This window comes from Mycobacterium sp. (genome assembly GCF_032159565.1).
GTDB lineage: Bacteria > Actinomycetota > Actinomycetes > Mycobacteriales > Mycobacteriaceae > Mycobacterium.
The window spans coordinates 1-21192 of record NZ_JAVHWR010000032.1 but is presented as its reverse complement, the minus strand read 5'-3'; the positions used below and the strand labels follow the sequence as shown (position 1 = coordinate 21192).

Here is a 21192-nt window from a genome sequence, read left to right as displayed (position 1 = left end):
ATGAAGCGCCGGTTTCCCCTAGCAGCCGCACTCTTCGTCGCAGTCGGCGTGGCGGGCTGCTCGAGTCCTCCCGCGGCACTGGGCACCCGTGACGCCAAGGTGATCATCGACGGTAAGGCCACCAACGCGCCGCAACCGGTGACCTGCTACCAGACCGGCCAGAGCTACACCATCGAGACACTCGACAAGGAGCCGGGATTCACGGCGACGATCCGGCTGGGTGACACGGTGACCGCTCAGGCGGTCGACATCCGAAACCTGGGTAATTTCACCGGCATCTACTGGGACGACAATCTCGGCAAGGCCCAGGCGAAGGTGAGCCAGAACAAGTTCTCCATCAGTGGTGAGGCCCAAGGCGCCTTCGCCGACAAGCCCAACCAGAGCACGACGGCGACGTTCGACATCACCACCAGCTGCTGAGACGTGGCGTCCTTCCCGGACGTGGCCCGCATCGTCGCCGACGCGTGGCCGGCGCAGTCGCCGAAGACACTCGTCAAGGCGTTTCTGGCGAACAGAACCTCCTGACTCCGCGCCGGAGGATCATTTGAACCATGCCTGCGACAGACCCCACCTTTTACCGCACACCGGGCGCCGCCGCGACCGCCGCCCCCGAGGAACTCGCCTACGTTGCCGCCTTCGACGCCGCCGGCCGGGTCAAGGACGCGATAGCGGTGGTTGATTGCGACCCCGCCTCGGCCGGCTACGGCGGCGTGGTCGGATGGAGCGAATTGCCGACGGCCGGAAACGAGCTTCATCATTTCGGTTGGAACGCATGCTCGAGCGCGTTGTGCCACGAAGGCCATGACCATCACAACGGTCTGGAGCGGCGCTACCTTCTCGTGCCGGGAATCAGGTCGTCGACCACCTATGTCCTCGATACCAAGCCCGATCCATGTAATCCGGTGTTGAAGCACACCATTGAGGCCGGTGAGCTGGCAGCCAAGGCGGGCTATTCCCGTCCGCACACCGTGCATTGCGGGCCCGGGGGCATCTTCATGTCTGCTCTGGGTGGCGCGAACGGCGAGGACGGGCCCGGCGGCATCGCGCTCCTCGACCACGACACGTTTGAAGTGCTCGAACCGTGGGAGAAAGACCGGGGGGAACAGTTCTTCGCCTACGACTTCTGGTGGCACCTACAGCAGGACACTGTGGTGACCTCCGAATGGGCGTCGCCGTCGATGATCGAGAATGGTCTAGACCCCGAAAATCTGCTGGGCCGCAGATTCGGCCACCACCTGAACTTCTGGAGCATGTCGGAGCGAAAGCTCAGCCAGCGAATAGACCTCGGCGACGAGCATCAAATGGTGTTGGAGCTGCGCCCGGCCCATGACCCGTCCAAGTCCTACGGGTTTGCAAGCGTCGTCATCAGTGTCGAGGATCTGTCGGCATCGATCTGGTTGTGGCACAGGGACGGCGATCAGTGGGCGGTCCAGAAGGTGATCGTCATCCCGGCTGAGCCCGCCGACGCCGCCGACCTGCCGCCCCTCCTGAAGGGGTTCGGCGCGGTACCGCCGCTGGTCAGCGACATCGACTTGTCTGTCGACGACCGGTGGCTGTACATATCATGTTGGGGCACAGGAGAACTCAAACAATTTGACGTCAGCGATCCGTTTCACCCGCGGGAGACGGCGTCGGTGAGGCTTGGCGGGATAGTCAGGCGCGAAGCTCACCCTGCATTTCCGGGCCAACCCCTGGGCGGCGGTCCGCAGATGGTCGAGATCAGCCGCGACGGCAAGCGCGTCTATGTCACCAACTCCCTCTACGCGTCCTGGGACGAGGTCTTCTACCCCGACGGCGTCGGCTCGTGGATGGCCAAGCTCGACGCCGACGTCGCGAGCGGTGGGCTCGACACCGACGTCGGGTTCTTCCCGCACGGAGACGACTTCCGCGGACTTCGCGTGCACCAGACCCGGCTGCAGGGCGGTGACGCGTCGAGCGACTCGTACTGCTTCACCACCTGATCGTCATCGGCCGCCTGCGCGCACGACGAGCTCATCGGCCGGTACGTGATGCCCCTTAGCGCAGCGGATCTCGACGCCGGCTTCGGCGCCGCAGCCCGCGTGCGCCAGCCGCAGCGGCGTTCGGTTCGGCAGGTGCTTGCGACCCCACTCGAACATCGCCCACACCACCGGCATGAACTCGGCGCCCGAGGACGTCAGCACGTATTCCTCGCGGGCTCGCTGGCCCGGCTCGCGGTAGGGCCGTTTGGTCATCAGCCCGGCGTCCACCAGCTCGTTGAGCCGGGCGGAGGCCGCCGCCTTGGTGATGCCGACCCGGGTGCAGAAGTCGTCGAACCGCGTTGTGCCGTAGTACGCCTCCCGCAGGATCAGCATCGCCGACTTGGTGCCGAGCAGCGTCATCGTCTTCTCGATCGGACATTCGCCCACCGCTGACCAGGCGTCTCGATCGGCCAGCCTGCCTTGCAGCACTGTCATGGAATTCACCTCGCTTCTGAGTTGTTCTAAGTATACCCAGGTGGTATAGCTGGGTATAGACAGCTTTACTTAGCGTCGAGTCGCAGGAGGCAGAAATGGCCGGTTATGTAGGCCGGGACGCGGTCATCGTCGGAGCGGTACGCACCCCTATCGGGAAGGGCAAGGCCAGCGGCGCACTGCACGACGTGCTGCCGGTCGACCTGCTCGCCCACAGCCTGAAGGAGCTCCTGGATCGAACGGGCATCGGCCCTTCGGAGATCGACGACGTGATCGCGGGCGCCGTCACGCAGGTCGGCGACCAGGCGGTCAACATCGCCCGTAATGCATTGCTGGGCGCCGGTTTTCCTGAATCGGTACCGGGGACGACCGTCGACCGCCAGTGCGGCAGCAGCCAGCAGGCTATCAGCTTCGCCGCCCAGGGCGTGGTTTCCGGCGCGTATGACATCGTGGTCGCCGCGGGCGTGGAGTCGATGGGCCGGGTCCCGATGGGCTCCAGCGTCTTGCCGGGTAGCGATCCGTTCGGCGCGATGGCGCAGCGCTATCCCGACGGCCTTGTGCCGCAGGGCATCAGCGCGGAACTGATCGCGGCAAAGTGGGGATTCTCGAGGCAGCAGCTCGACGAATTCTCGGCAGGCAGTCACGAAAAGGCCGCAACGGCAACCAAAGAGGGGCGGTTCGACAACGAGCTGACACCCATCGCCGGGCTCGCGACCGACGAAATCATCCGTCCCGGTACGACGGTCGAGACGCTGGCGGCCCTCAAACCGGCGTTCTACAACCCGGCCTACGAGGCGCGATTCCCGCAGATCACTTGGTCGATCACCGCGGGAAACTCGTCACCGTTGTCGGACGGCAGCGCTGCGGTGCTCATCACGACGTCGGAGGTCGCCAAGCGCCTGGGCCTGCGTCCGCTGGCCCGCATCCACACGGCCACCGTGGTCGGGTCGGACCCGCTGTACATGCTGACCGGCGTCATCCCGGCCACCGAGAAGGTGCTGCAGCGCGCCGCGCTCGCCCTCGCCGACATCGACCTGTTCGAGGTCAACGAGGCATTCGCTCCGGTGGTGCTGGCGTGGGCTCACGACACCGGCGCCGATCTGGCGAAGACGAACGTCAACGGAGGCGCGATCGCGATCGGCCATCCGCTCGGCGCCAGCGGCGTGCGGATCATGACCACGATGGTCAACGCGTTGGAGCAGCGCGGCGGGCGCTATGCGCTTCAGACGATGTGTGAGGCGGGCGGCATGGCCAACGCCACCATCATCGAGCGGTTGTAAGGCTTGTCCCCTGCGATTGCACTCATGGTCGTGATCCCGTGCCTTTCACGACCCTGAGTGCAATCTTCAGACCCGGGTCAGCTCGAACAGCGGAATGATGCGCGACGTCTTCGACTGGTATTCGGCGAAACCGGGTGCAGCGGCAACCACCTTGTCGAAGAGTTCGTCGCGCTCGGCACGCGGTAACTCGCGACTGGTGACGTCGTAGGCATCCGTGCCGACCTCGATGTGCGCCTGCGGGTTGGCCCGCAGATTGTGCACCCAGTCGGGATTGGTATCGGCGCCCGCTTTGGAACCGATGATGATCAGCTTGCCGTCGACCGTGAAGTACGCCAACGGCGCCAGCCGCGGCTGACCCGACTTGGCTCCCGTGGTGGTCAGCAACAGCAGATCGGCGTCGGCGAATGGGCCGCCGACCTTGCCGCCGTTGGCGCGAAAGTCGTCGATGAGGTTCTTGTTGAATTCCCGCATGAAGTCAGCGTCAGGGGTTTCGCTCATGCCTTGTCCAGCTTCTCCGGCTTGGCATCTATTCCGGATTCCTTGCGCTGCTGCGGCGTGATCGGGGCGGGCGCGCCGGTCAGTGGGTCGACGCCGCCGCCGGACTTGGGGAAGGCGATCACCTCCCGGATCGAGTCCATCCCGGCCAGCAGGGCGGTGATGCGATCCCAGCCGAACGCGATGCCGCCGTGCGGCGGAGCGCCAAAGGTGAACGCCTCCAACAGGAATCCGAACTTCTCCTCGGCCTGCGCCTTATCGAGGCCCATCACCGCGAACACCCGCTCCTGGACGTCGCGACGATGGATACGGATCGACCCACCGCCGATCTCGTTGCCGTTGCACACGATGTCGTAGGCGTCGGCCAGGATGCTGCCCGGATCGCTGTCGATAGCGGCCTCGTACTCCGGCTTGGGTGCGGTGAACGCATGGTGGACGGCGGTCCATGCACCCGATCCCACAGCGACGTCGCCCGCGGCGGTCGCCTCGTCGGCCGGCTCGAACAGCGGCGGGTCGACCACCCACGTGAACGCCCACGCGTTGGGATCGATCAAGTCCAGCCGCTTGGCGACCTCGATGCGCACGGCGCCGAGCAGGGCCCGCGAAGGCTTCGCCGGACCCGCTGAGAAGAAGATGCAGTCGCCGGGTGATGCGCCGACATGTGCTGCGAGACCGTCGCGTTCGGCATCCGAGAGGTTCTTGGCGACGGGTCCGCCGAGCGTCCCGTCGTCGCCCACCAATACGTAGGCCAGTCCGCGGTGTCCACGCTGTTTGGCGAAGTCCTGCCAGGCGTCGAGCGTGCGGCGTGGCTGCGACGCCCCTCCCGGCATGACGACCGCGCCGACGTAGGGCGCCTGAAACACCCGGAACGGCGTGTCGGCGAAGAAGTCCGTGCACTCGACGAGTTCCAGGCCGAATCGGAGGTCAGGCTTGTCGGAGCCGAAGCGGCGCATCGCATCGGCGTAGGTCATCCGTGGCAGAGGGGTGGGCACGTCATACCCGATCAGCGCCCACAACGCGGTGATGATCTCTTCGGAGATCGCGATGACGTCCTCGGTGCTGACGAAGCTCATCTCCATGTCGAGCTGGGTGAATTCCGGCTGACGGTCGGCGCGGAAGTCCTCGTCGCGGTAGCACCGCGCGATCTGGTAGTAGCGCTCCATGCCTGCCACCATCAGCAGCTGCTTGAACAGCTGCGGGCTCTGCGGCAGCGCGTAGAACGACCCCGGCTGCAGGCGGGCGGGGACCAGGAAGTCGCGGGCACCCTCAGGGGTGGACCGGGTCATTGTCGGCGTTTCGATCTCGACGAAATCGTGCGCAGCCAGTACAGCGCGCGCGGCCGCGTTGACCTTGGACCGCAACCGGATTGCATTACCTGGACCCTCGCGGCGCAGGTCGAGGTAGCGGTACTTCAGCCGGGCCTCCTCGCCCGCCGTCTCGTCGAGCTGGAAGGGCAGCGGCGCGCTCTCCCCCAGCACGGTCAGCGACGTCGCGTTGACCTCGATGTCACCGGTGGCGATCTCCGGGTTCGCATTGCCCTCGGGCCGGGTCTCGACGATGCCCTCGACGGCGATGCAGAACTCGGCGCGCAGCCGATGCGCCGCCTGCAGGACGTCGGCCTCGCGGAAGACCACCTGCGAAACGCCGGAGGCGTCGCGCAGGTCGATGAAGATCACGCCGCCGTGGTCGCGGCGCCGGGCAACCCAGCCGGCCAACGTCACCTTCTGACCGGCATCGGTGGCCCGTAGCGAACCGGCGGCATGGCTGCGCAGCACGAGAAATCTCCCTGGGAATGGCCTGACGAGACGACTGCAACAGTGTAGTGGCAGCGAATCCGCCGGTAGCTTGGCCTTGTGGGTACCAGCGTTGCGGTCGTCGGCCCCGGGGGCGATCGGCTCGACGATGGCGGCTCTACTGCACGCGGCAGGTCATCATGTGCTGCTGTGCGGCCACACACCGCGCGATCGGGTGGAGGTCAGGCCCGACGACAAGGACCCGATCGTCATACCCGGTCCAGTGCACACCGACCCCGCCGACGTCGACGGACCCGTCGACGTGGTGTTGCTGGCGGTCAAGGACACCCAGAACCGAAACGCGTCGGGATGGCTGGCGCGGCTCTGCGACGACCGCACGGTGGTGTGCGCACTGCAGAACGGCGTCGAGCAGATCGAGCGCGTGGGTCCGCTGTGCCCGTCGTCGGAAGTGGTGCCCGCCGTCGTGTGGTTCTCGGCGGAGCCACATCCCGACGGCTGGGTTCGGCTGCGCACCGACGTTCGACTGGTGTTGCCCGAGTCGGCCGGTGCACACCGGCTGGCGAATCTGTTGCGGGACACCGGCGTCTCCGTCAAACCCGCACACGGCGTTTCGGTTCAACGAAGCGTCGAGCGGAAGCATCGCGGCGTTCGCCGACACTACCGCCTTGAGCCCACGGCCGCCGGTTGCCGGCTGACCTGGGTGATGGCGATGAAGCCCCAGGGTGTGGCGGCGCTGCTTGGCATGAGCCTCGGCCGGCCGGTGATGTCGGGGCTGTTCGGAGAAATTCCTCTACAACCTGCGTGACTACGCATCCAAACGATACCCGGCGGCGGCCTAGTAAAGGCCGGCCCAGGCCGCGCGGCGGTCGCCATCGGGGTCGGCGACCACCCGGTCGCGGGAGGACTGGATGATCCGGGTCAACCGTCGCTCGCTGTCGTATACCGGCCAGTCCTGGCCGCTCGACCAGTCGATCTCACCCGTCTCCCAACCTTGAGCCGAGAAGTCGAGCCATGCCCGCTGCATGCGTCTGCCGACCGCGGGCGCCAGCCGCCGTCCGAGCGGATGCATCTTGCGGCCGAGAAACGAGCTGTAGCTGTGCTGAATGTGCACGATCTCGCTGCCGTGGGTGGCGCCGAGCCCGAGCAGCCGCAGGCTGAAGCCGAAGTGGTCGAAGCGATACATGTGGGTCGGCGCGTACGCGCTGTAGGCGTCGGCGAACGCCCACGCCGGAGCGCCGAACATCACGTCGGAGCCGAACGCGATCAATTCCCGTCGCCGCGGATACGCGGGATAGGCCGCCAGCAGTCGCTGCCGCGCGCCGGGCGCGGCCCGCTCGATGTACGCGTCGATCGACGCCGCCGTCGTCGGCAGCATCGGCGGCTTGGTCCAGGCGAACATCGACGCCTCGTGGCTGTTGGTGCCGATGATCAGCGGAACCTTGGCCAGCGCGCCTGCGCGCGCCGCATCCACCGGGTGCGCGGGCAGCAGGTCTACCCCGTAGGTCAGCCCGTAGGCCAGAGTCGGCGTGGTGGCTGCGCTCTGCATCTGCAGCCGGCCTGCGGCCCGGCGCAGTTGCCGCTGCGGCAGCGCCTTGACCTTGTCGGCGCTCACCCCGAGCCGCTGCAGGAACTCGTGCGCACGCTTCGCCCGTAATTCGCGGTCGGCGATCAGCGGCAGCGCGGGGCTCTGCGCGATCGCACGGCGGAACAGACCGTCAGCGGCCGGACTGGCCAGCAGCGCCAGAACGGAGGTGCCGCCCGCTGACTCGCCGAACACCGTCACCCGCTCGGCGTCGCCGCCGAAGGCCGCGATGTTCGCCTTGATCCAGCGCAGCGCGGCCATCTGGTCCCGAAGGGCGAGGTTGTCGTCGAACCCTTCGCCGAGGTCGCTGAGTTCGAGCCCACCGAAAACGCCTATCCGGTAGGTGATGTTGACGACGACGACGTTGCCGTTCGCCGCCAACCGTGACCCGTTGTACAGCTGGAACTGACCCGCACCGAACACGAAGGCGCCGCCGGGGATCCACACCATCACCGGTAGCGAGGCGCTGGTATCGGGCGACCACACCGTCAACGTCAGGCATGCCTCGTCGCGCACCTTCGGGTCGTCGCGGCCGCCGCCGACGAACGACTTGCTCTGCGGAGGCAGCGGCCCGTGTTCGACGGCATCGCGCACTCCCGACCACGGCCGAAGCGGGGCAGGCGCCAGGAACCGTCGTTCGTCGACCGGTTGCTCGGCGTACGGGACGCCACGCCACACCGCGACACGCCGACCTCTTGCGCTCCTCGCGTCCGCGGCCTCTGTCGTGCCGCGCAGAGCACCGGATTCGGTGTGCACGACGGTGTAATGTCCGGCAACAACTGCCACACCCGAATCGTAGTGTGCAAAGCTTGCAGCCATGACCTTCAACGAGGGTATGCAGATCGACACCAGCACCACGTCGAGCAGCGGAGGAGGTCGCGGTCCCGGCCGTGGAATCGCGATCGGAGGCGGTTTCGGTGGCCTTCTGATCGTTGTTGTCGCGCTGCTCCTCGGGGTCAATCCCAGCGAGGTGATCCCGCAGCAACAAGGGCAGTATGCCGACCAGGGATACGACGCCCCCGGCTTCGACCTGAACCAGTGTCGCACTGGCGAAGACGCCAACAACATCGTGCAGTGCCGGGTGGTCGCGACGGGCAACTCCGTCGACGCGGTGTGGCAGCAACTGCTGAAGGGCTACACACGCCCACGCGTGCAGTTGTTCAGCGGTTCAACCAATACGGGCTGCGGTCCGGCGACGAGCGACGTCGGACCCTTCTACTGCCCGGTCGACAAGACGGCGTATTTCGACACCGACTTCTTCGAGGTGCTGCGCACCCAGTTCGGTTCCAGCGGTGGACCGTTCGCCCAGGAGTATGTCGTCGCCCACGAATTCGGCCACCACGTGCAGAATCTGCAGGGCACGCTAGGCCGCGCCCAGCAGGGCGCACAGGGAGCCACGGGAAACGGCGTCCGCACAGAACTGCAGGCCGACTGCTACGCGGGCGTCTGGGCGCATTACGCGTCGATAACCAAGCAGGAGGGCACTGACGTCCCGTTCTTGGAGCCGTTGAGCGACAAGGACATTGCCGACGCGCTGTCCGCCGCATCATCGGTCGGCGACGACCGGATCCAGAAGCAGGCCACCGGACGTGTCAACCCCGAGTCATGGACACACGGATCATCCGAGCAGCGGCAGCATTGGTTTACCGTGGGATATCAGACCGGCGATCCGAACAACTGCGACACTTTCGCCACCGCCGACCTTGGGTAGGCGCACTACCGCAGTCGACGATGTAGCTGAGCGCTATCTCGCGACGTATGCCGCGCTGGATCCCTGCGCGGCAACGGAAATGGGTATCGTCGGCCACGACGTCAACTACGAGACCGACATCACCGACTACTCCCCCGACGGTGTGACGGCGCGTGCCGATGCCGCCCGCAGCGCACTGCGTGAGCTCGATGGCGTCACGGCGGATGACGACGTCGACGTCGTGACACTCGCCGCGATGCGGGAGCGACTCGGAGTCCAGCTCGAATTGCACGATGCGGGCCTCGACATCGGTGAGTTGAACGTGATCGCGTCGCCGCTGCAGTCGATGCGGGACGTGTTCGACCTGATGCCCACTGACACCGAGGACGATTGGAGGGTGATCGCCGAGCGGCTGTCCCGGGTGCCCGATCGCGTTGCGGGCTATGCCGAGTCGCTTCGCGCAGCGGTCGCGGCCGGCCATTCGCCCGCAGTTCGACAGGTGGGCCGAGGTATCCAGCAGGCGGGCCAGATCCAGCAGCTGTTCTGCGACATGGTGGCCGAGGCGGCGCCCGGCAACGAGGTCCTGCACGCCGACCTGCAAGCGCGGGCGTCGGCGGCCGCCGACGCGTACAGCAGGCTCGCGGCCGTGCTGCGCGACGACGTCGGCCCGCATGCCCGTGGCGAGGATGCGTTCGGCCGCGACGCCTACCGGCTGTACTCCCGGCTCTATCTCGGCGCGGCGGTGGATTTCGACGAGACCTACGAATGGGGCCTGCGCCAGCTGGAAGCGATTGTGGCCGAACAAGAGTCGATCGCCCATCGGCTCTACCCCGGTTCGTCGGTGGCCGAGGCGCTGAGCCGACTCGACGAGGAACCGCGGTACGTCGTGGAGGGTACCGACACACTGAAGGCGTGGATGCAGGAACTGTCCGATCGCGTCGTCGATGCGCTGGCCCACACGCACTTCGAGATCGCTGAGCCGCTGCGCAATCTCGAGTGCATGATCGCACCGACCCACACCGGCGGTATCTACTACACCGGCCCGTCAGAGGACCTCATCCGGCCGGGACGGATGTGGTGGTCGGTTCCGCCGGGCGTCGACACCTTCCACACCTGGCAGGAAACCACCACGGTCTTCCATGAAGGCGTTCCCGGCCATCACCTGCAGATCGGTCGTGCCGTCGTGCTGGCCGACCAGCTGAACCGCTGGCGTCGGCTGGGCTGCTGGGTGTCGGGTCATGGCGAGGGTTGGGCGTTGTATGCGGAGCGGCTGATGGCGGAGCTCGGCTGGCTCGACGACGCAGGCAACCGCATGGGAATGCTTGACGCTCAACGATTCCGCGCCGCCCGCGTGGTCATCGACATCGGCGTGCACTGCGGTATGACCGCCCCCGACGGTGGCACATGGGACGCCGACAAGGCATGGGTGTTCCTGCAGGCGCACAGTGCGATGAAGGAGGCCAACCTCCGCTTCGAGCTGGACCGCTACCTCGGCTGGCCGGGCCAGGCGCCGTCATATGCGGTCGGCCAGCGGATCTGGCAACAGCTGCGTGACGACTTGGTAGGTCGCGGAACCTCGTTGAAGGAGTTCCACCGCCGCGCATTGGATCTGGGCGGCCTGCCGCTCGACGTGCTCAGGGCGGCGCTGTCGGAAACCTGAGTCGCGCGCTCTCATCGAGCCATCTGTGAGAAGCCGGCGCGCATCAGACTCACCGGCTTGTGGATCGGAGACTTCAGCGCATACGTATGCGCCTTGGGCTCGGCCGGCTGGACATTCGCCAGCGACTCGACCGTCTTGAGCGCCGTCTGCTTCACCTGCTCAGCCTTCGGATCGCCCTTGAGTTCGGAAGCTTCCTGCTTGGCGGGACTATCGGACTGCTTTTCCTCCTGCTGCCTCTGCTGATCCAACGGAGCCGCGCTCTTACCGTGCACCTGCTTCTGCTGCGCAAGGGACTCCCGCGACAGCATCATCCGGGACGCGTGCACATTGAGGCCGGGTGTGACGCCGGCATGGGCGACATTGGCGAATCCCAATGCGCCCGCCATGACGGCCGCGGCGGTGACGGGGGCGGCGACGAAGCCGATAAGGCCACGAGATGTGTTGGTGTTCATTTAAAGCTCCTGTGTGCTCCTGTGTGTGTCTGTTACTGGTAGCACCGAAGCTATGGTTCTCACGGCGCGGTGGCTCGCTTGTGCGCACAACCCGCATAACCGCTATTCACCGACTTATGCGCATTTTGCTCGCAGAGACGTCGGTGCCGAAATCTGTTTTGCAACAGCGAAGTTCGCCGAGGGCGAAGTCGCCGACCCAGTGTGTTCCCTTGACCTAGCGTTGAGAGATGGAATCACTTACCGTCACCGCGAACCTGACCATGCTGCGCGTCAACGGCTGGCAGCTGTACGTCTGGCGCGACGGCGACAATGCCACGCTGATCGACACCGGAGCGCCTGGCTCTGGCACCGAAATCGCGGCCGCCGTGCCCGGCATCGACCGAATCGTGTTGACGCACGGCCACGTCGACCACACCGGTTCGGCCGCAGAACTGCGTGAGTCGACCGGGGCACTTGTGATGGCTGGCACAGGAGATGCTGCCGTCATCCGCGGCGAAGCCGCCATGCCGCCACCCGCGTTCGAAGACTGGGAAGTCCCCGTCCACGAACGGGTTTCGGCGGACCTGCCTGCCGTCGCTCCTCCCGTCCCGGTAGACCTGGAGCTGAATGACGGCGACGTGCTGGACTTCGGTGGCGGTGCACACGTCCTCGCGATACCCGGGCACACCGAGGGCAGCATCGCGGTGCACTTACCCGAACACGGGGTGCTGTTCGCGGGCGACACCATCGCCAACGTCGGATCGGTTCTGCTCGGGGTTTTCAACCAGGATCGGGCGCGCGCGGTCGCATCGTTCAAGCGCTTGGCGGCGCTGGACGTTGCGACGGCGTGCTTCGGGCACGGCGACCCCATCGACACCGGCGCGGGTGATCGGATCCGTGAGGCGGCTGTCACACTGACGCCATGATCGAGCCCGATACCAAGGACTGGACCTGGGTCATCACGCGCCAGTGTCCCGAATGCGGATTCGACACCTCGCTGGTCAGCCACACCGATGTCGCAGGCCGCATTCGCGCCGACGCGGGCGAATGGCGGCGGCGGCTCAGCGCTGCCGATGTCGGAGTGCGGCCACGGCCAGAGGTGTGGTCGGCGCTGGAGTACGGCTGCCACATCCGCGATGTGCACCGGATCTTTCACGATCGCGTCCGGCTCATGCTCACCGAGGACGAGCCGCGTTTTGCCAACTGGGATCAGGACGCGACCGCGATCGAGGACGACTACCGCTCGCAAGACCCGGCCGTCGTCACATCGGAACTCGCCGATGCGGCGGCGGCCGTGGCGGACACCTACGATCATGTTCCCTTCGACGCATGGTCGCGGCGCGGACTTCGAAGCAACGGCAGTCAGTTCACAGTCGCGTCGATCGCGGTCTACCACTTGCACGACATCGTTCACCACGCGCACGATGTCGACCATGGCTGAACACAAGCCGCTGGCGGGGAAGGTCGCCTATGTGACCGGTGCCGCCCGCGGGCAGGGACGTTCTCATTGCGTGCGGCTCGCCCGTGCCGGCGCCGACATCATCGCGGTCGACGCCTGCGGCCCGGTCGCCGAGCACAACGGCTACCCGCCTGCCGAACCGGCCGACCTCGCCGAGACGGTGAACCTCGTCGAGGGCGAAGGCCGCAAGGTTCGCGCCGAGGAGGTCGACATCCGCGATCTCGCCGGCCAGCAGCGGGTGGTTTCCGGCGCAATCGAACAGTTCGGCCGTCTCGACATCGTGGTCGCCAACGCCGGTGTGCTCAATTGGGGTCGGCTGTGGGAGATTTCAGCGCAGCAGTGGCAGGACGTCATCGACGTCAACCTGACCGGGTTGTGGAACACCGTCAAAGCGGTGGTGCCGCCGATGATCGAGGCTGGCAACGGCGGGTCCATCATCACGATCAGCTCCGCTGCGGGTGTCAAGGCCGTGCCCGGCTGCGGGCACTACTGCGCCAGCAAGTTCGGCGTCGTCGGGCTGACCAACTCGCTCGCGGTTGAGTTGGGCGAGTTCGCAATCCGGGTCAACTCGGTGCACCCGTACGGCACCGACACCCCGATGGGCAACGATGCGTCGATGTGGCAGATGTTCGCCGACCATCCGAACTTCATCCACAGCTTCTCGCCCGGCGCGCTGCCCACCGACTCGCTGGCAGCACCGGATCTCGTTTCCGAAATCGTGGTATGGCTGGCCAGCGACGCCTCGTCGCTGGTGACCGCGGCGCAAATCCCCGCGGAGAAGGGCTATCTCAAGATCTAGCGGCCACGGGGGCCAGGGCGGTGACACCGCACCGGAACAGCGGTTCCGTCGCCGAGACCGGTTCGTCCCCGATGCCTGCGGCCAACAACGCCTGCGCCTTGAATACCCTTGCGGCGGTAGTCAGCCGGTAGGAGACCGCGCTGACGTTCTCGCCGAGCGACCCGGCGTCGCCCCACAGCGCCACTTCGGCGCGACGGCGGTCCGAGGTGGTGACGAAGCGCCGGACCCGTTCGTCGCTGCAGTACACGTCGGCGGCGACCGCGACGGTGGCGGCCCGGTCGGGATCGTCGGTGATCGCCTCGAGGTCTCCGCCAAGGTCGAGCACCTGCGCTCCGAGAATCTGCAGGGCGCGTGCACCGGTGCGGTCGGCGACCAGAACGTTCACCTGCCAGCCGGCCATCCTTCGGTCGTACAGCCAACCGCCTGCCGATGTCACGACGTCGGCGACGCTGGATGCAACGACGGTCATCTCGTGCCGCAACACCGTGCCGGCGCGCGCCGGTGACCGTGGCGCCGACTGCGATCTCGGATCGTTGCGCTTGAGCGTGCGGTAAGTCTGCGGCGACATAGCGGGTCCAATCTCGACGAGCGGGTGTCCGGGCTGCGACTCACCACAGCGTGACATTTCTACGAGAATATGTAAAGGTCTGCTTTGCGCGTGTTACAGCCGCGACTGCTCCTTGATGGAGGTGTCCGTGGTACGCAGTGGCCGGATCAGCGCGTCCTGGGTGAACGACGCGATGAGCTCACCCTCCTCGGTGTGCACGGCGCCGCGGACATAGGACATGCCAGCGCCGACCTGCGTGCTCTCGTGCGTGTACAGGATCCAGCCGTCCCAGCGGACCGGTTCGTGAAAGGAGACCGACACCGTCATCGGTGCGGTCGACACCGTCAGGTGTGCCTGGCTGGTGCCGATGCCCTCGTGCGCACGCATCGTCGTCGAAATCCCAAGATGGCCAGTGAAATACGCGATCAGCGCCTTGGCGAGGTCGTCGCGGTCCGGGATCGGGTCGTAGTGCAGCCAGGCGTACAACTCCGGCGGCCCCACCTCGTCGGGACTGTTCACGTCCACGACGTCGACCAACCGCAATTGGCGTCCCGCCATCGGCATCTCCGCAACGTTCGCCTCCGCGGGTGCCGCCACCTGGGGGCGGGGCAGGTGATGCCGGATCACGTCTTCGGTGGGCACGTCGGCGAGGATCGTCGCGGTGATGCAGCGCTTGCCGTTCTGCTTCGCCGACAGCACCGCGGTCGCGGTCGAACGGCCTTCACCCACAACGTCGATTTCCAACTCGAGGGGCCCTGCTCCGACTATCACCGCGCGCCCGAACACCGCATAGACAGAACGCACCGATTTTTCCGCGAATCGCTTGGCCGCGGCGACGATCATCTGCGCAAGCACCTGAGTGCCCTCGACGACCTGACGCTGGTCTTCGCCTGCGGGACCGGTCTGGGCGATGAAGCGGTTCTCACCGTCGGGTGCCACGTCGAACAGGTCGAGCAGTGCCTGCACCGTCCATTGCGTCTGCGCTGAGTCTGTCGTCATGGGACGGAACAGTAACCGAGCGCCCGCGGAACCGGTAACGTCATTACCATGGCGAAGTCCAGCGGGCGGCCGAGTCAGGCGGTCGGCGCCGAAACCGAACCCCGCGAGCGACGCTTCATGCGCTCGGCGCTGGCGATCCTCGGTGAAACGGGCCGCACCGACTTCACCGTGCTCGAGGTCGTCGAACGCTCGAAGACGTCGCTGCGGTCCTTCTACCAGCACTTCTCCACGAAGGACGAGTTGCTGCTCGCGCTGATCGACAAGATCATGTCCGAGTCGACGCGCAAATGGCGCGAGGACACCACCGACCTACCGCCCGTTGCCGCGCTGCGGATGCTGATCGACCGGATTTGCACGCCTGCGGAATCGACAACCCAGGACAAGGTCAACCGCGGCCTCACCTACTACAACGACCACCTGGCCGAGGCGCTGCCGCGCGAGTACGCGCGCGTGCTCTCCCCCGTGCACGAACTGATCAAGGACATCATCAACCGCGGCATCGCCGACGAGTCGTTTCGCAAGGACGTCGATGTCGACGCCACGGCGGCCCTGATCATGCAGTCGGCGCTCGGTGCGATGCGCCTGCACCTTCTCGGCGCCGAACTGAGCGGCGTTCCCGTCGAAGCCGACCACATCTACGACTTCTGCGCGGCCGCCCTCGGCGCGGCCGACCCCGCCTGACCTGCCGAGAAGGGCCCTTCTCGAGGGGCAGTGTTTTCGCTGGTCGTAAAGTGGTAATGTCATTACCACTCCAGCCCAACGAGCCTTCCAGGAGGCGAATATGCCGGCCCGCCAGCTCCCGTATCCGGTGTTCGACGCCGACAACCACTTCTACGAGCCCAAAGAGGCGCTCACGCAGTTCCTGCCGGATCACCGCAAGGGCGTCATCGACTACATCGACGTCCGTGGCCGCACCAAGATCATGGTCCGCAACGTGGTCAGCGATTACATCCCCAACCCGACGTTCGAGGTCGTCGCCCGGCCCGGCGCTCAAGAGGAATATTTCCGGCACGGCAGCGGCGGCAAGAGCTATCGCGAGGTGATGGGCAAGCCGATGAAGGCGATCCCCGCATTCCGCGATCCCGCTGCGCGGCTGGAGGCCCTGGACGCACTCGGCCTCGACTACACATTGATGTTCCCGACGCTGGCCAGCCTTGTCGAGGAGCGCCTCAAAGACGATCCCGACCTGATCCTCGACATCGTTCACGCGCTGAACGAATGGATGTACGAGACGTGGCAGTTCAACTACGAAAACCGGATCTTCTCCACGCCGGTCATCAACCTCGGCGTCGTCGACCGCGCCCTCGAGGAACTGGACTGGTGCCTGGAGCGCGGCGCCAAGACCGTGCTCGTCCGGCCTGCGCCGGTACCCGGCTACCGGGGCACCCGCTCGCTGGGCCTGGAAGAGTTCGACCCGTTCTGGGCCGCCTGCGTCAATGCGGGGATCCCAGTGTCAATGCACGCCTCAGACAGCGGATATTCGGAGTATCTGAACGACTGGGAGCCCGGCGATGAGTTCAAGCCGTTCGCGCCGACCTCGTTCCGGATGGTCGCGATGGGCAAGCGTCCCATCGAGGACACCATGGCGGCGCTGGTTTGCCATGGTGCGCTGACCCGCAACCCGGATCTGCGCATCCTGTCGATCGAGAACGGCGCGGACTGGGTGCCCTATCTGCTGAAGCAGTTCAAGAGTGTCTACTCGAAGATGCCGCAGGGTTTCCTCGAGGATCCGATCGAGGCCTTCCGTCGCTGCGTCTACGTCGCGCCGTTCTGGGAGGACGACTTCGCCCAGATGGCCGACCTGTGCGGTGTCGACCGCGTGATCTTCGGTTCCGACTGGCCCCACCCCGAGGGCCTGGCGGAGCCGACGAAGCTCGTCGACGACCTGCAGGGCCTCGACGAGGAGGGTCAGCGAAAGGTGATGGGTGGCAACATGATCGACCTCTTCAAGATTCCGAACGAGGTCGTTCACAAGCCAGACGTGCCGGCCCTCGTTCTGACCTGACCGAGCCGTGACCGAAGCCGCGAATCCCGAGGTCCTGCTATTCGCCTCGACCACCCAGTCGTTCCTGGAGAAGGAAGCGTCGCTGAGCCGGCTGCGTGAACTGCACGCTGCCGGTATCGCCTTCGACGCCGCCTGGTGGCGGCGGGCGGCCGAGCTCGGCTGGACGAGCCTTCTCGTACCCGAATCGCTTGGCGGCGGTTCCGTGTCGGGCAATGGCGTGAAGGATCTGGCGGTGGTGGCCGAACTCGCAGGCAGAACCGTCGCGCCAGGACCGCTGCATCCGGTCAGCACCGTGCTGGCCGGACTCGTCGAGGCGCCCGAAAACCACGAGGCCGCAATCGGATCGCTGGTGAGCGGCGAGCTTGTCGCATCGTGGGCAGTGTACGAACCGGGCAAGCCATGGGCGCCGTTGAATCCCGGTGTGACAGCGACGCCCACCGAGTCCGGATTCCGGCTCGACGGCGCGAAGGACCGCGTCGAGGCGGCCGCCGAAAGCGCGGTGCTTCTGGTGGTGGCGGACTGCGACGGCACGGTCAGGCAGTTTCTCGTGGCGACGGATGCGCCAGGCGTTCGTGTCGAACCGCAGCGGTCGGTCGACCTCGTGAAGAGCTATGCCCGTGTGCATTTCGATGGCGTCGAGATCGATGCCACGGCGGCCGTCGGCGCGGCGGAGCAGACGGCGGAGATGATCTCCCGGCAGGCCCAGATCGCGCAGATACTTCAGTGCGCCGAGGTCGTCGGCATCCTCGACGCCGTGCTGACGTTCACCCTCCAGTGGGGCTTCGACCGGCACTCGTTCGGCCGGCCGCTCGGCTCGTATCAGGTGCTCAAGCACCGCTACGCCGACCTGAAGATCTGGTTCGAGGCGTGCAAGGCCGCCACCAATGCAGCTGTGGCGGAGGTGGCCAGGCGCTCCCCCGACGCGGAGATGGCCGTCAGCGTCGCGAAATCCTATGTGGGCGAATATGCACCGGCCATGCTGCAGGACTGCGTCCAGTTGCACGGCGGCATCGGCGTCACCTGGGAGCACGACCTGCATCTGTACTTGCGCCGGGTCATGCTCGACCGCTCGATGTTCGGCACACCCGAGGACCACAATCTGCGCGTCTACGCGCTCACCGCGGACGCGAGTAGCGCATGATGACCGACGAGCGCTTGCGCGAGGAGCCGACATGACCGACGAGCGCTTGCGCGAGGAGCCGACATGACCGAGACGACGTCGGCGCCCGCCACAACCGAATCCGTCCGTGAATTCGCCGATCGGGCACGGATCTGGCTCGCCGAGAACATGCCGCTCATCGACCCGGCCGATCCGCCAGACGCGGATCGCGGCGAGGAAGCGCCGTGGCTGCGGGCCCGCGAACTCCAACGCAAGCTCTATGACGGCGGGTTCGCAGGCATCTGTTTCCCGCGCGAATACGGCGGGCTCGGACTGCCCATCGAGTATCAGCGGGCGTTCGACGAAGCCTCGCGGACCTACGAGCTGCCGATGATCCTCAACACACCGACGTTCACCATCTGTGCCGCCACGATTCTCGACACCGGCAGCGAAGAACAGAAGAAAGAGCACATCTCCGGCGCGCTGCGCGGTGACGAGGTGCTCGTGCAACTTCTGTCGGAGCCCAGTGGCGGATCCGATCTTGCAGGTGTGATCACCCGCGCCGACCGACACGGCGACAGATGGGTGATCAACGGCGCAAAGACCTGGAGCACAAGTGCTTTCGCCGCCGACTACGGGCTGATGCTGGCCCGAACCAATTGGGACGTGCCCAAGCACGAGGGCCTGACGATGTTCCTGGTTCCGATCAACAGTCCCGGTATCACCTTGCGCCGGATCAAACAGGTGAACGGCTCGGTCGAGTTCTGTGAGGAGTTCTTCGACAACCTCGAACTCGGTGACGACGCCGTCGTCGGCGAAGTCAACGAGGGCTGGCACGTGGCGTCCCGGCAGCTGTATCACGAGCGGCGCGCGGTCGGCGGCGGTTCGGAGTTCGCCAGCGGGATCGGCGCCGAGGGCAAGACCGACGTGCCGATCGACTGGGTCGGGCTTCTCGAGGCGACGGGCCAGGCCGATAATGAGCGGGCCCGCGAGCGGGCCGGTCGGGCGATCGTGCACAAGGCGGTCCAGGAACGCCTGATCGACCACGTCTACCACGGCGTGCTCGACGGCTCGTTGCCGCCGGCGGCGGGATCCATCATCCGGATAACCCACGCTGAGACCCATCAGGTGGGATTCGACACCGCGGTCGCGCTTGCGGGCAGCGCCGGCGTCGTCGAAGGCGACGACGATCTGCTCCGGTTCGGTGAGCGCTACCTGTCGAGGCAGACGGCCGCGCTCGGTGGCGGCACGACCGAGATCGCCCGCAACATCATCGGTGAACGGGTGCTCGGGTTCCCGCGCGAGGCGGCCGCCGACCGCGGCGTGCCGTTCAAAGAGGTCAAACGCAACAAGCGCTGAGTTCCATCGTCGAGTCTGATCGTCGAGTCTGAAATCAGAACAGAGTGGGCTGAGCCACGTCGGCCGTCAAGGCCGCGGACGCCTCCCTCGTTCGAAACGATCGCCGGCCAGGCGCAAGACCGTGCTTGTTGATGAGCGGGGTCGCCCTGTCGCGCAACATGTCTCGGTACTCGGCTGGCAGGTAGGCGCCGCGCCGGTACAGGTGCCGGTAGTCGGCGACCAGCTCGGGGTGCGAGTGCGCCAGCCACGACATGAACCAGCCCCTTGTCGATCCCCGCAGATGCAGCCCGAACACCGTCACGCCGGTCGCGCCCGCAGCGGCGATCTGGTTGAGCAGATTGTCGAGATGCTCGACCGTGTCGGTCAGCTTCGGCAGCACCGGCGCGACCATCACATGGCAGTCAAGGCCGGCATCGCGGATCGCGGTGATCAGGCCCAGCCGCGCCTGCGGCGTAGGCGTTCCCGGCTCGACGTCCCTGTGCAGCGCGGGGTCTCCCACCGCGAGCGACACCGCGACACTGACGTCGACCCGCTTGGCCGCGTCGGCGATCAGCGGAAGGTCACGCCTCAGCAGCGTGCCCTTGGTGAGAATGGAAAACGGTGTGCCGGAGTCCGCCAGCGCCTCGATGATTCCCGGCATCAGCGCGTAGCGGCCTTCCGCGCGTTGATACGGATCGGTGTTGGTGCCGAGCGCGACGGTCTCGCGCTGCCACGACTTCCGGTGCAGTTCACGCCGGAGCACCTCGACGACGTTGGTCTTGACCACGACCTGGGAGTCGAAGTCCGTGCCGCAGTCCATGTCGAGGTACTCATGGGTGGGACGGGCGAAGCAGTACCGGCAGGCATGCGAACACCCGCGGTAGCCGTTGACGGTGTACCGGAACGGCAGCATGGACGCGTTGGGCACCTTGTTCAGCGCGCTCTTGCACAGAACTTCGTGGAAGGTGATGCCTTCGAATTGCGGCGTGCGCACGCTGCGGACGAATCCGATGCGCTGCAGGCCGGGCAGTGCGCCGTCGTCGACGCTGACGCCTTGACCGTCCCACCGCATGCCATTAATTCGAACCTATGTTCGAGTCAATGTCAAGCGTTCGGAATCACGACCGGCTTGAGGGCGGCAGGTCCGCCGTCACGTGGGCGGGCGACGGCATGGGGCGTCTTCGATGACGAGGTTGCCCACGCCCGTCAACACACTGGCCCGCATGATTAGCGCACGGATGACGCGATGATGCCGTGACCGCGACCGCAGGCGTAATTAGCAGGCTTAACCACCGATCTGTTGAATTGTCGCTCAGATCTTCGCGAAATATTAGCTACTCGGTACTTATTACTGTTCATTGGCGGTATCGAGGTTTGCTTGTTAGATTGCTGAATCTGCACCACTTTGCGTTTGTGCGAGCAGCAGAAGCGCCGGAGCGGTGACGTTTTCAGCCTGATGGGAGACACCATGACAGTCATCGAACTGCCCCGCGCATTCGCCCCGACCAACGTCGACGGCGCACTGATGAGCTGGTGGGACTCCGACGCCGAATGCACCGTCGCCATCGCCAGACCCTCCGACGACGACCTGTGGCAGCGGTACCTGGCGGGCGCCGAGCGTT

Annotated in this window: 20 protein-coding genes and 1 pseudogene; 13 read left to right on the top strand and 8 right to left on the bottom strand. The window is 66.1% G+C overall.

Annotated features, from left to right (window positions below):
* On the top strand, positions 1-420 hold the full coding sequence (locus QOC76_RS04135; RefSeq protein ID WP_526354460.1) for a lipoprotein LpqH: 420 nt from the start codon (positions 1-3) through the stop codon (positions 418-420).
* Between the two features lie 131 nt (positions 421-551).
* The gene (locus QOC76_RS04130) at positions 552-1961 is read left to right on the top strand and encodes a YncE family protein (RefSeq protein ID WP_526354458.1); all 1410 of its coding nucleotides are present in this window, start codon (positions 552-554) and stop codon (positions 1959-1961) included.
* A 3-nt stretch (positions 1962-1964) separates the two neighbouring features.
* Here the strand turns inward: QOC76_RS04130 and QOC76_RS04125 are convergent, their stop codons facing one another.
* Positions 1965-2435, bottom strand: a complete 471-nt coding sequence (locus QOC76_RS04125) for a winged helix-turn-helix transcriptional regulator (RefSeq protein WP_526354456.1) — start codon at positions 2433-2435, stop codon at positions 1965-1967.
* Between the two features lie 95 nt (positions 2436-2530).
* Between QOC76_RS04125 and QOC76_RS04120 the strand changes: the two genes are divergently transcribed.
* Positions 2531-3712: a thiolase family protein gene (locus tag QOC76_RS04120; RefSeq protein ID WP_526354454.1), complete on the top strand. Its 1182-nt coding sequence runs from the start codon at positions 2531-2533 to the stop codon at positions 3710-3712.
* Between the two features lie 66 nt (positions 3713-3778).
* Here the strand turns inward: QOC76_RS04120 and QOC76_RS04115 are convergent, their stop codons facing one another.
* Together QOC76_RS04115 and aspS are read right to left on the bottom strand one after the other, a co-directional pair.
* Entirely contained in the window at positions 3779-4210 is a 432-nt protein-coding gene (locus tag QOC76_RS04115; protein WP_526354452.1) for a nitroreductase family deazaflavin-dependent oxidoreductase, read from the bottom strand.
* Positions 4207-5982: an aspartate--tRNA ligase gene (gene aspS, locus QOC76_RS04110; RefSeq protein ID WP_526354450.1), complete on the bottom strand. Its 1776-nt coding sequence runs from the start codon at positions 5980-5982 to the stop codon at positions 4207-4209. The genes QOC76_RS04115 and aspS overlap by 4 nt, the downstream gene beginning before the upstream one ends.
* A gap of 78 nt (positions 5983-6060) precedes the next feature.
* Here aspS and QOC76_RS04105 point away from each other — a divergent pair.
* Positions 6061-6553, top strand: a pseudogene (locus QOC76_RS04105) (ketopantoate reductase family protein); the annotation flags it as partial.
* A gap of 243 nt (positions 6554-6796) precedes the next feature.
* On the opposite strand, the gene QOC76_RS04100 reads toward QOC76_RS04105, so the two are convergent.
* Positions 6797-8329 (bottom strand): carboxylesterase/lipase family protein, encoded by a 1533-nt coding sequence (locus QOC76_RS04100; protein WP_526354448.1) that lies wholly within the window; start codon positions 8327-8329, stop codon positions 6797-6799.
* A 31-nt stretch (positions 8330-8360) separates the two neighbouring features.
* Here QOC76_RS04100 and ypfJ point away from each other — a divergent pair, with 31 nt between their 5' ends.
* Together ypfJ and QOC76_RS04090 are read left to right on the top strand one after the other, a co-directional pair.
* Positions 8361-9254 carry a KPN_02809 family neutral zinc metallopeptidase gene (gene ypfJ, locus QOC76_RS04095; protein ID WP_526354446.1) on the top strand — a complete coding sequence of 298 codons (894 nt, stop codon included), beginning with the start codon at positions 8361-8363 and terminating at the stop codon, positions 9252-9254.
* Entirely contained in the window at positions 9247-10893 is a 1647-nt protein-coding gene (locus tag QOC76_RS04090) for a DUF885 family protein (RefSeq protein WP_526354444.1), read from the top strand. The genes ypfJ and QOC76_RS04090 overlap by 8 nt, the downstream gene beginning before the upstream one ends.
* A gap of 11 nt (positions 10894-10904) precedes the next feature.
* Here QOC76_RS04090 and QOC76_RS04085 read toward each other — a convergent pair whose 3' ends face one another.
* Complete coding sequence (locus QOC76_RS04085) at positions 10905-11345, bottom strand: hypothetical protein (protein WP_526354442.1); 441 nt, start codon at positions 11343-11345, stop codon at positions 10905-10907.
* A 227-nt stretch (positions 11346-11572) separates the two neighbouring features.
* On the opposite strand from QOC76_RS04085, the gene QOC76_RS04080 reads away from it, so the two are divergent.
* The 3 genes from QOC76_RS04080 to QOC76_RS04070 are packed head-to-tail and all read left to right on the top strand — an operon-like array spanning position 11573 to position 13582.
* On the top strand, positions 11573-12250 hold the full coding sequence (locus QOC76_RS04080; RefSeq protein ID WP_526354440.1) for an MBL fold metallo-hydrolase: 678 nt from the start codon (positions 11573-11575) through the stop codon (positions 12248-12250).
* On the top strand, positions 12247-12765 hold the full coding sequence (locus QOC76_RS04075) for a DinB family protein (RefSeq protein ID WP_526354438.1): 519 nt from the start codon (positions 12247-12249) through the stop codon (positions 12763-12765). Before QOC76_RS04080 ends, QOC76_RS04075 begins: the two co-directional genes overlap by 4 nt.
* Positions 12749-13582: a mycofactocin-coupled SDR family oxidoreductase gene (locus tag QOC76_RS04070; RefSeq protein ID WP_526354436.1), complete on the top strand. Its 834-nt coding sequence runs from the start codon at positions 12749-12751 to the stop codon at positions 13580-13582. Before QOC76_RS04075 ends, QOC76_RS04070 begins: the two co-directional genes overlap by 17 nt.
* Here the strand turns inward: QOC76_RS04070 and QOC76_RS04065 are convergent.
* Together QOC76_RS04065 and QOC76_RS04060 are read right to left on the bottom strand one after the other, a co-directional pair.
* Positions 13572-14150: a hypothetical protein gene (locus tag QOC76_RS04065; protein WP_526354434.1), complete on the bottom strand. Its 579-nt coding sequence runs from the start codon at positions 14148-14150 to the stop codon at positions 13572-13574. The two genes, QOC76_RS04070 and QOC76_RS04065, sit on opposite strands and share 11 nt — an antisense overlap.
* Before the next feature lie 93 nt (positions 14151-14243).
* Entirely contained in the window at positions 14244-15128 is an 885-nt protein-coding gene (locus tag QOC76_RS04060) for an acyl-CoA thioesterase (RefSeq protein ID WP_526354432.1), read from the bottom strand.
* A gap of 48 nt (positions 15129-15176) precedes the next feature.
* Here QOC76_RS04060 and QOC76_RS04055 point away from each other — a divergent pair, with 48 nt between their 5' ends.
* From QOC76_RS04055 to QOC76_RS04040, 4 genes are all read left to right on the top strand, one after another.
* On the top strand, positions 15177-15809 hold the full coding sequence (locus QOC76_RS04055) for a TetR/AcrR family transcriptional regulator (protein ID WP_526354430.1): 633 nt from the start codon (positions 15177-15179) through the stop codon (positions 15807-15809).
* Between the two features lie 100 nt (positions 15810-15909).
* Positions 15910-17133 (top strand): amidohydrolase family protein, encoded by a 1224-nt coding sequence (locus tag QOC76_RS04050; protein WP_526354428.1) that lies wholly within the window; start codon positions 15910-15912, stop codon positions 17131-17133.
* 7 nt (positions 17134-17140) lie between these two features.
* Positions 17141-18274, top strand: coding sequence for an acyl-CoA dehydrogenase family protein (locus QOC76_RS04045; RefSeq protein WP_526354426.1), 1134 nt, complete (start codon positions 17141-17143; stop codon positions 18272-18274).
* A 63-nt stretch (positions 18275-18337) separates the two neighbouring features.
* Positions 18338-19591 (top strand): acyl-CoA dehydrogenase family protein, encoded by a 1254-nt coding sequence (locus QOC76_RS04040; protein ID WP_526354424.1) that lies wholly within the window; start codon positions 18338-18340, stop codon positions 19589-19591.
* A gap of 34 nt (positions 19592-19625) precedes the next feature.
* Here the strand turns inward: QOC76_RS04040 and QOC76_RS04035 are convergent, their stop codons facing one another.
* Positions 19626-20642, bottom strand: a complete 1017-nt coding sequence (locus QOC76_RS04035) for an Rv2578c family radical SAM protein (RefSeq protein WP_526354422.1) — start codon at positions 20640-20642, stop codon at positions 19626-19628.
* Between the last annotated feature and the right edge of the window lie 550 nt (positions 20643-21192).

Coding starts and splice junctions, on each gene's coding strand:
- QOC76_RS04050 (WP_526354428.1), top strand. CDS start 15,910: ATGCCGGCCCGCCAGCTCCCGTATCCGGTGTTCGACGCCGACAACCAC.
- QOC76_RS04040 (WP_526354424.1), top strand. CDS start 18,338: ATGACCGAGACGACGTCGGCGCCCGCCACAACCGAATCCGTCCGTGAA.
- QOC76_RS04055 (WP_526354430.1), top strand. CDS start 15,177: ATGGCGAAGTCCAGCGGGCGGCCGAGTCAGGCGGTCGGCGCCGAAACC.
- QOC76_RS04130 (WP_526354458.1), top strand. CDS start 552: ATGCCTGCGACAGACCCCACCTTTTACCGCACACCGGGCGCCGCCGCG.
- QOC76_RS04065 (WP_526354434.1), bottom strand. CDS start 14,150: ATGTCGCCGCAGACTTACCGCACGCTCAAGCGCAACGATCCGAGATCG.
- QOC76_RS04120 (WP_526354454.1), top strand. CDS start 2,531: ATGGCCGGTTATGTAGGCCGGGACGCGGTCATCGTCGGAGCGGTACGC.
- QOC76_RS04135 (WP_526354460.1), top strand. CDS start 1: ATGAAGCGCCGGTTTCCCCTAGCAGCCGCACTCTTCGTCGCAGTCGGC.
- QOC76_RS04070 (WP_526354436.1), top strand. CDS start 12,749: ATGTCGACCATGGCTGAACACAAGCCGCTGGCGGGGAAGGTCGCCTAT.
- QOC76_RS04035 (WP_526354422.1), bottom strand. CDS start 20,642: ATGCGGTGGGACGGTCAAGGCGTCAGCGTCGACGACGGCGCACTGCCC.
- QOC76_RS04080 (WP_526354440.1), top strand. CDS start 11,573: ATGGAATCACTTACCGTCACCGCGAACCTGACCATGCTGCGCGTCAAC.
- QOC76_RS04060 (WP_526354432.1), bottom strand. CDS start 15,128: ATGACGACAGACTCAGCGCAGACGCAATGGACGGTGCAGGCACTGCTC.
- QOC76_RS04115 (WP_526354452.1), bottom strand. CDS start 4,210: ATGAGCGAAACCCCTGACGCTGACTTCATGCGGGAATTCAACAAGAAC.
- QOC76_RS04085 (WP_526354442.1), bottom strand. CDS start 11,345: ATGAACACCAACACATCTCGTGGCCTTATCGGCTTCGTCGCCGCCCCC.
- ypfJ (WP_526354446.1), top strand. CDS start 8,361: ATGACCTTCAACGAGGGTATGCAGATCGACACCAGCACCACGTCGAGC.
- QOC76_RS04075 (WP_526354438.1), top strand. CDS start 12,247: ATGATCGAGCCCGATACCAAGGACTGGACCTGGGTCATCACGCGCCAG.
- QOC76_RS04125 (WP_526354456.1), bottom strand. CDS start 2,435: ATGACAGTGCTGCAAGGCAGGCTGGCCGATCGAGACGCCTGGTCAGCG.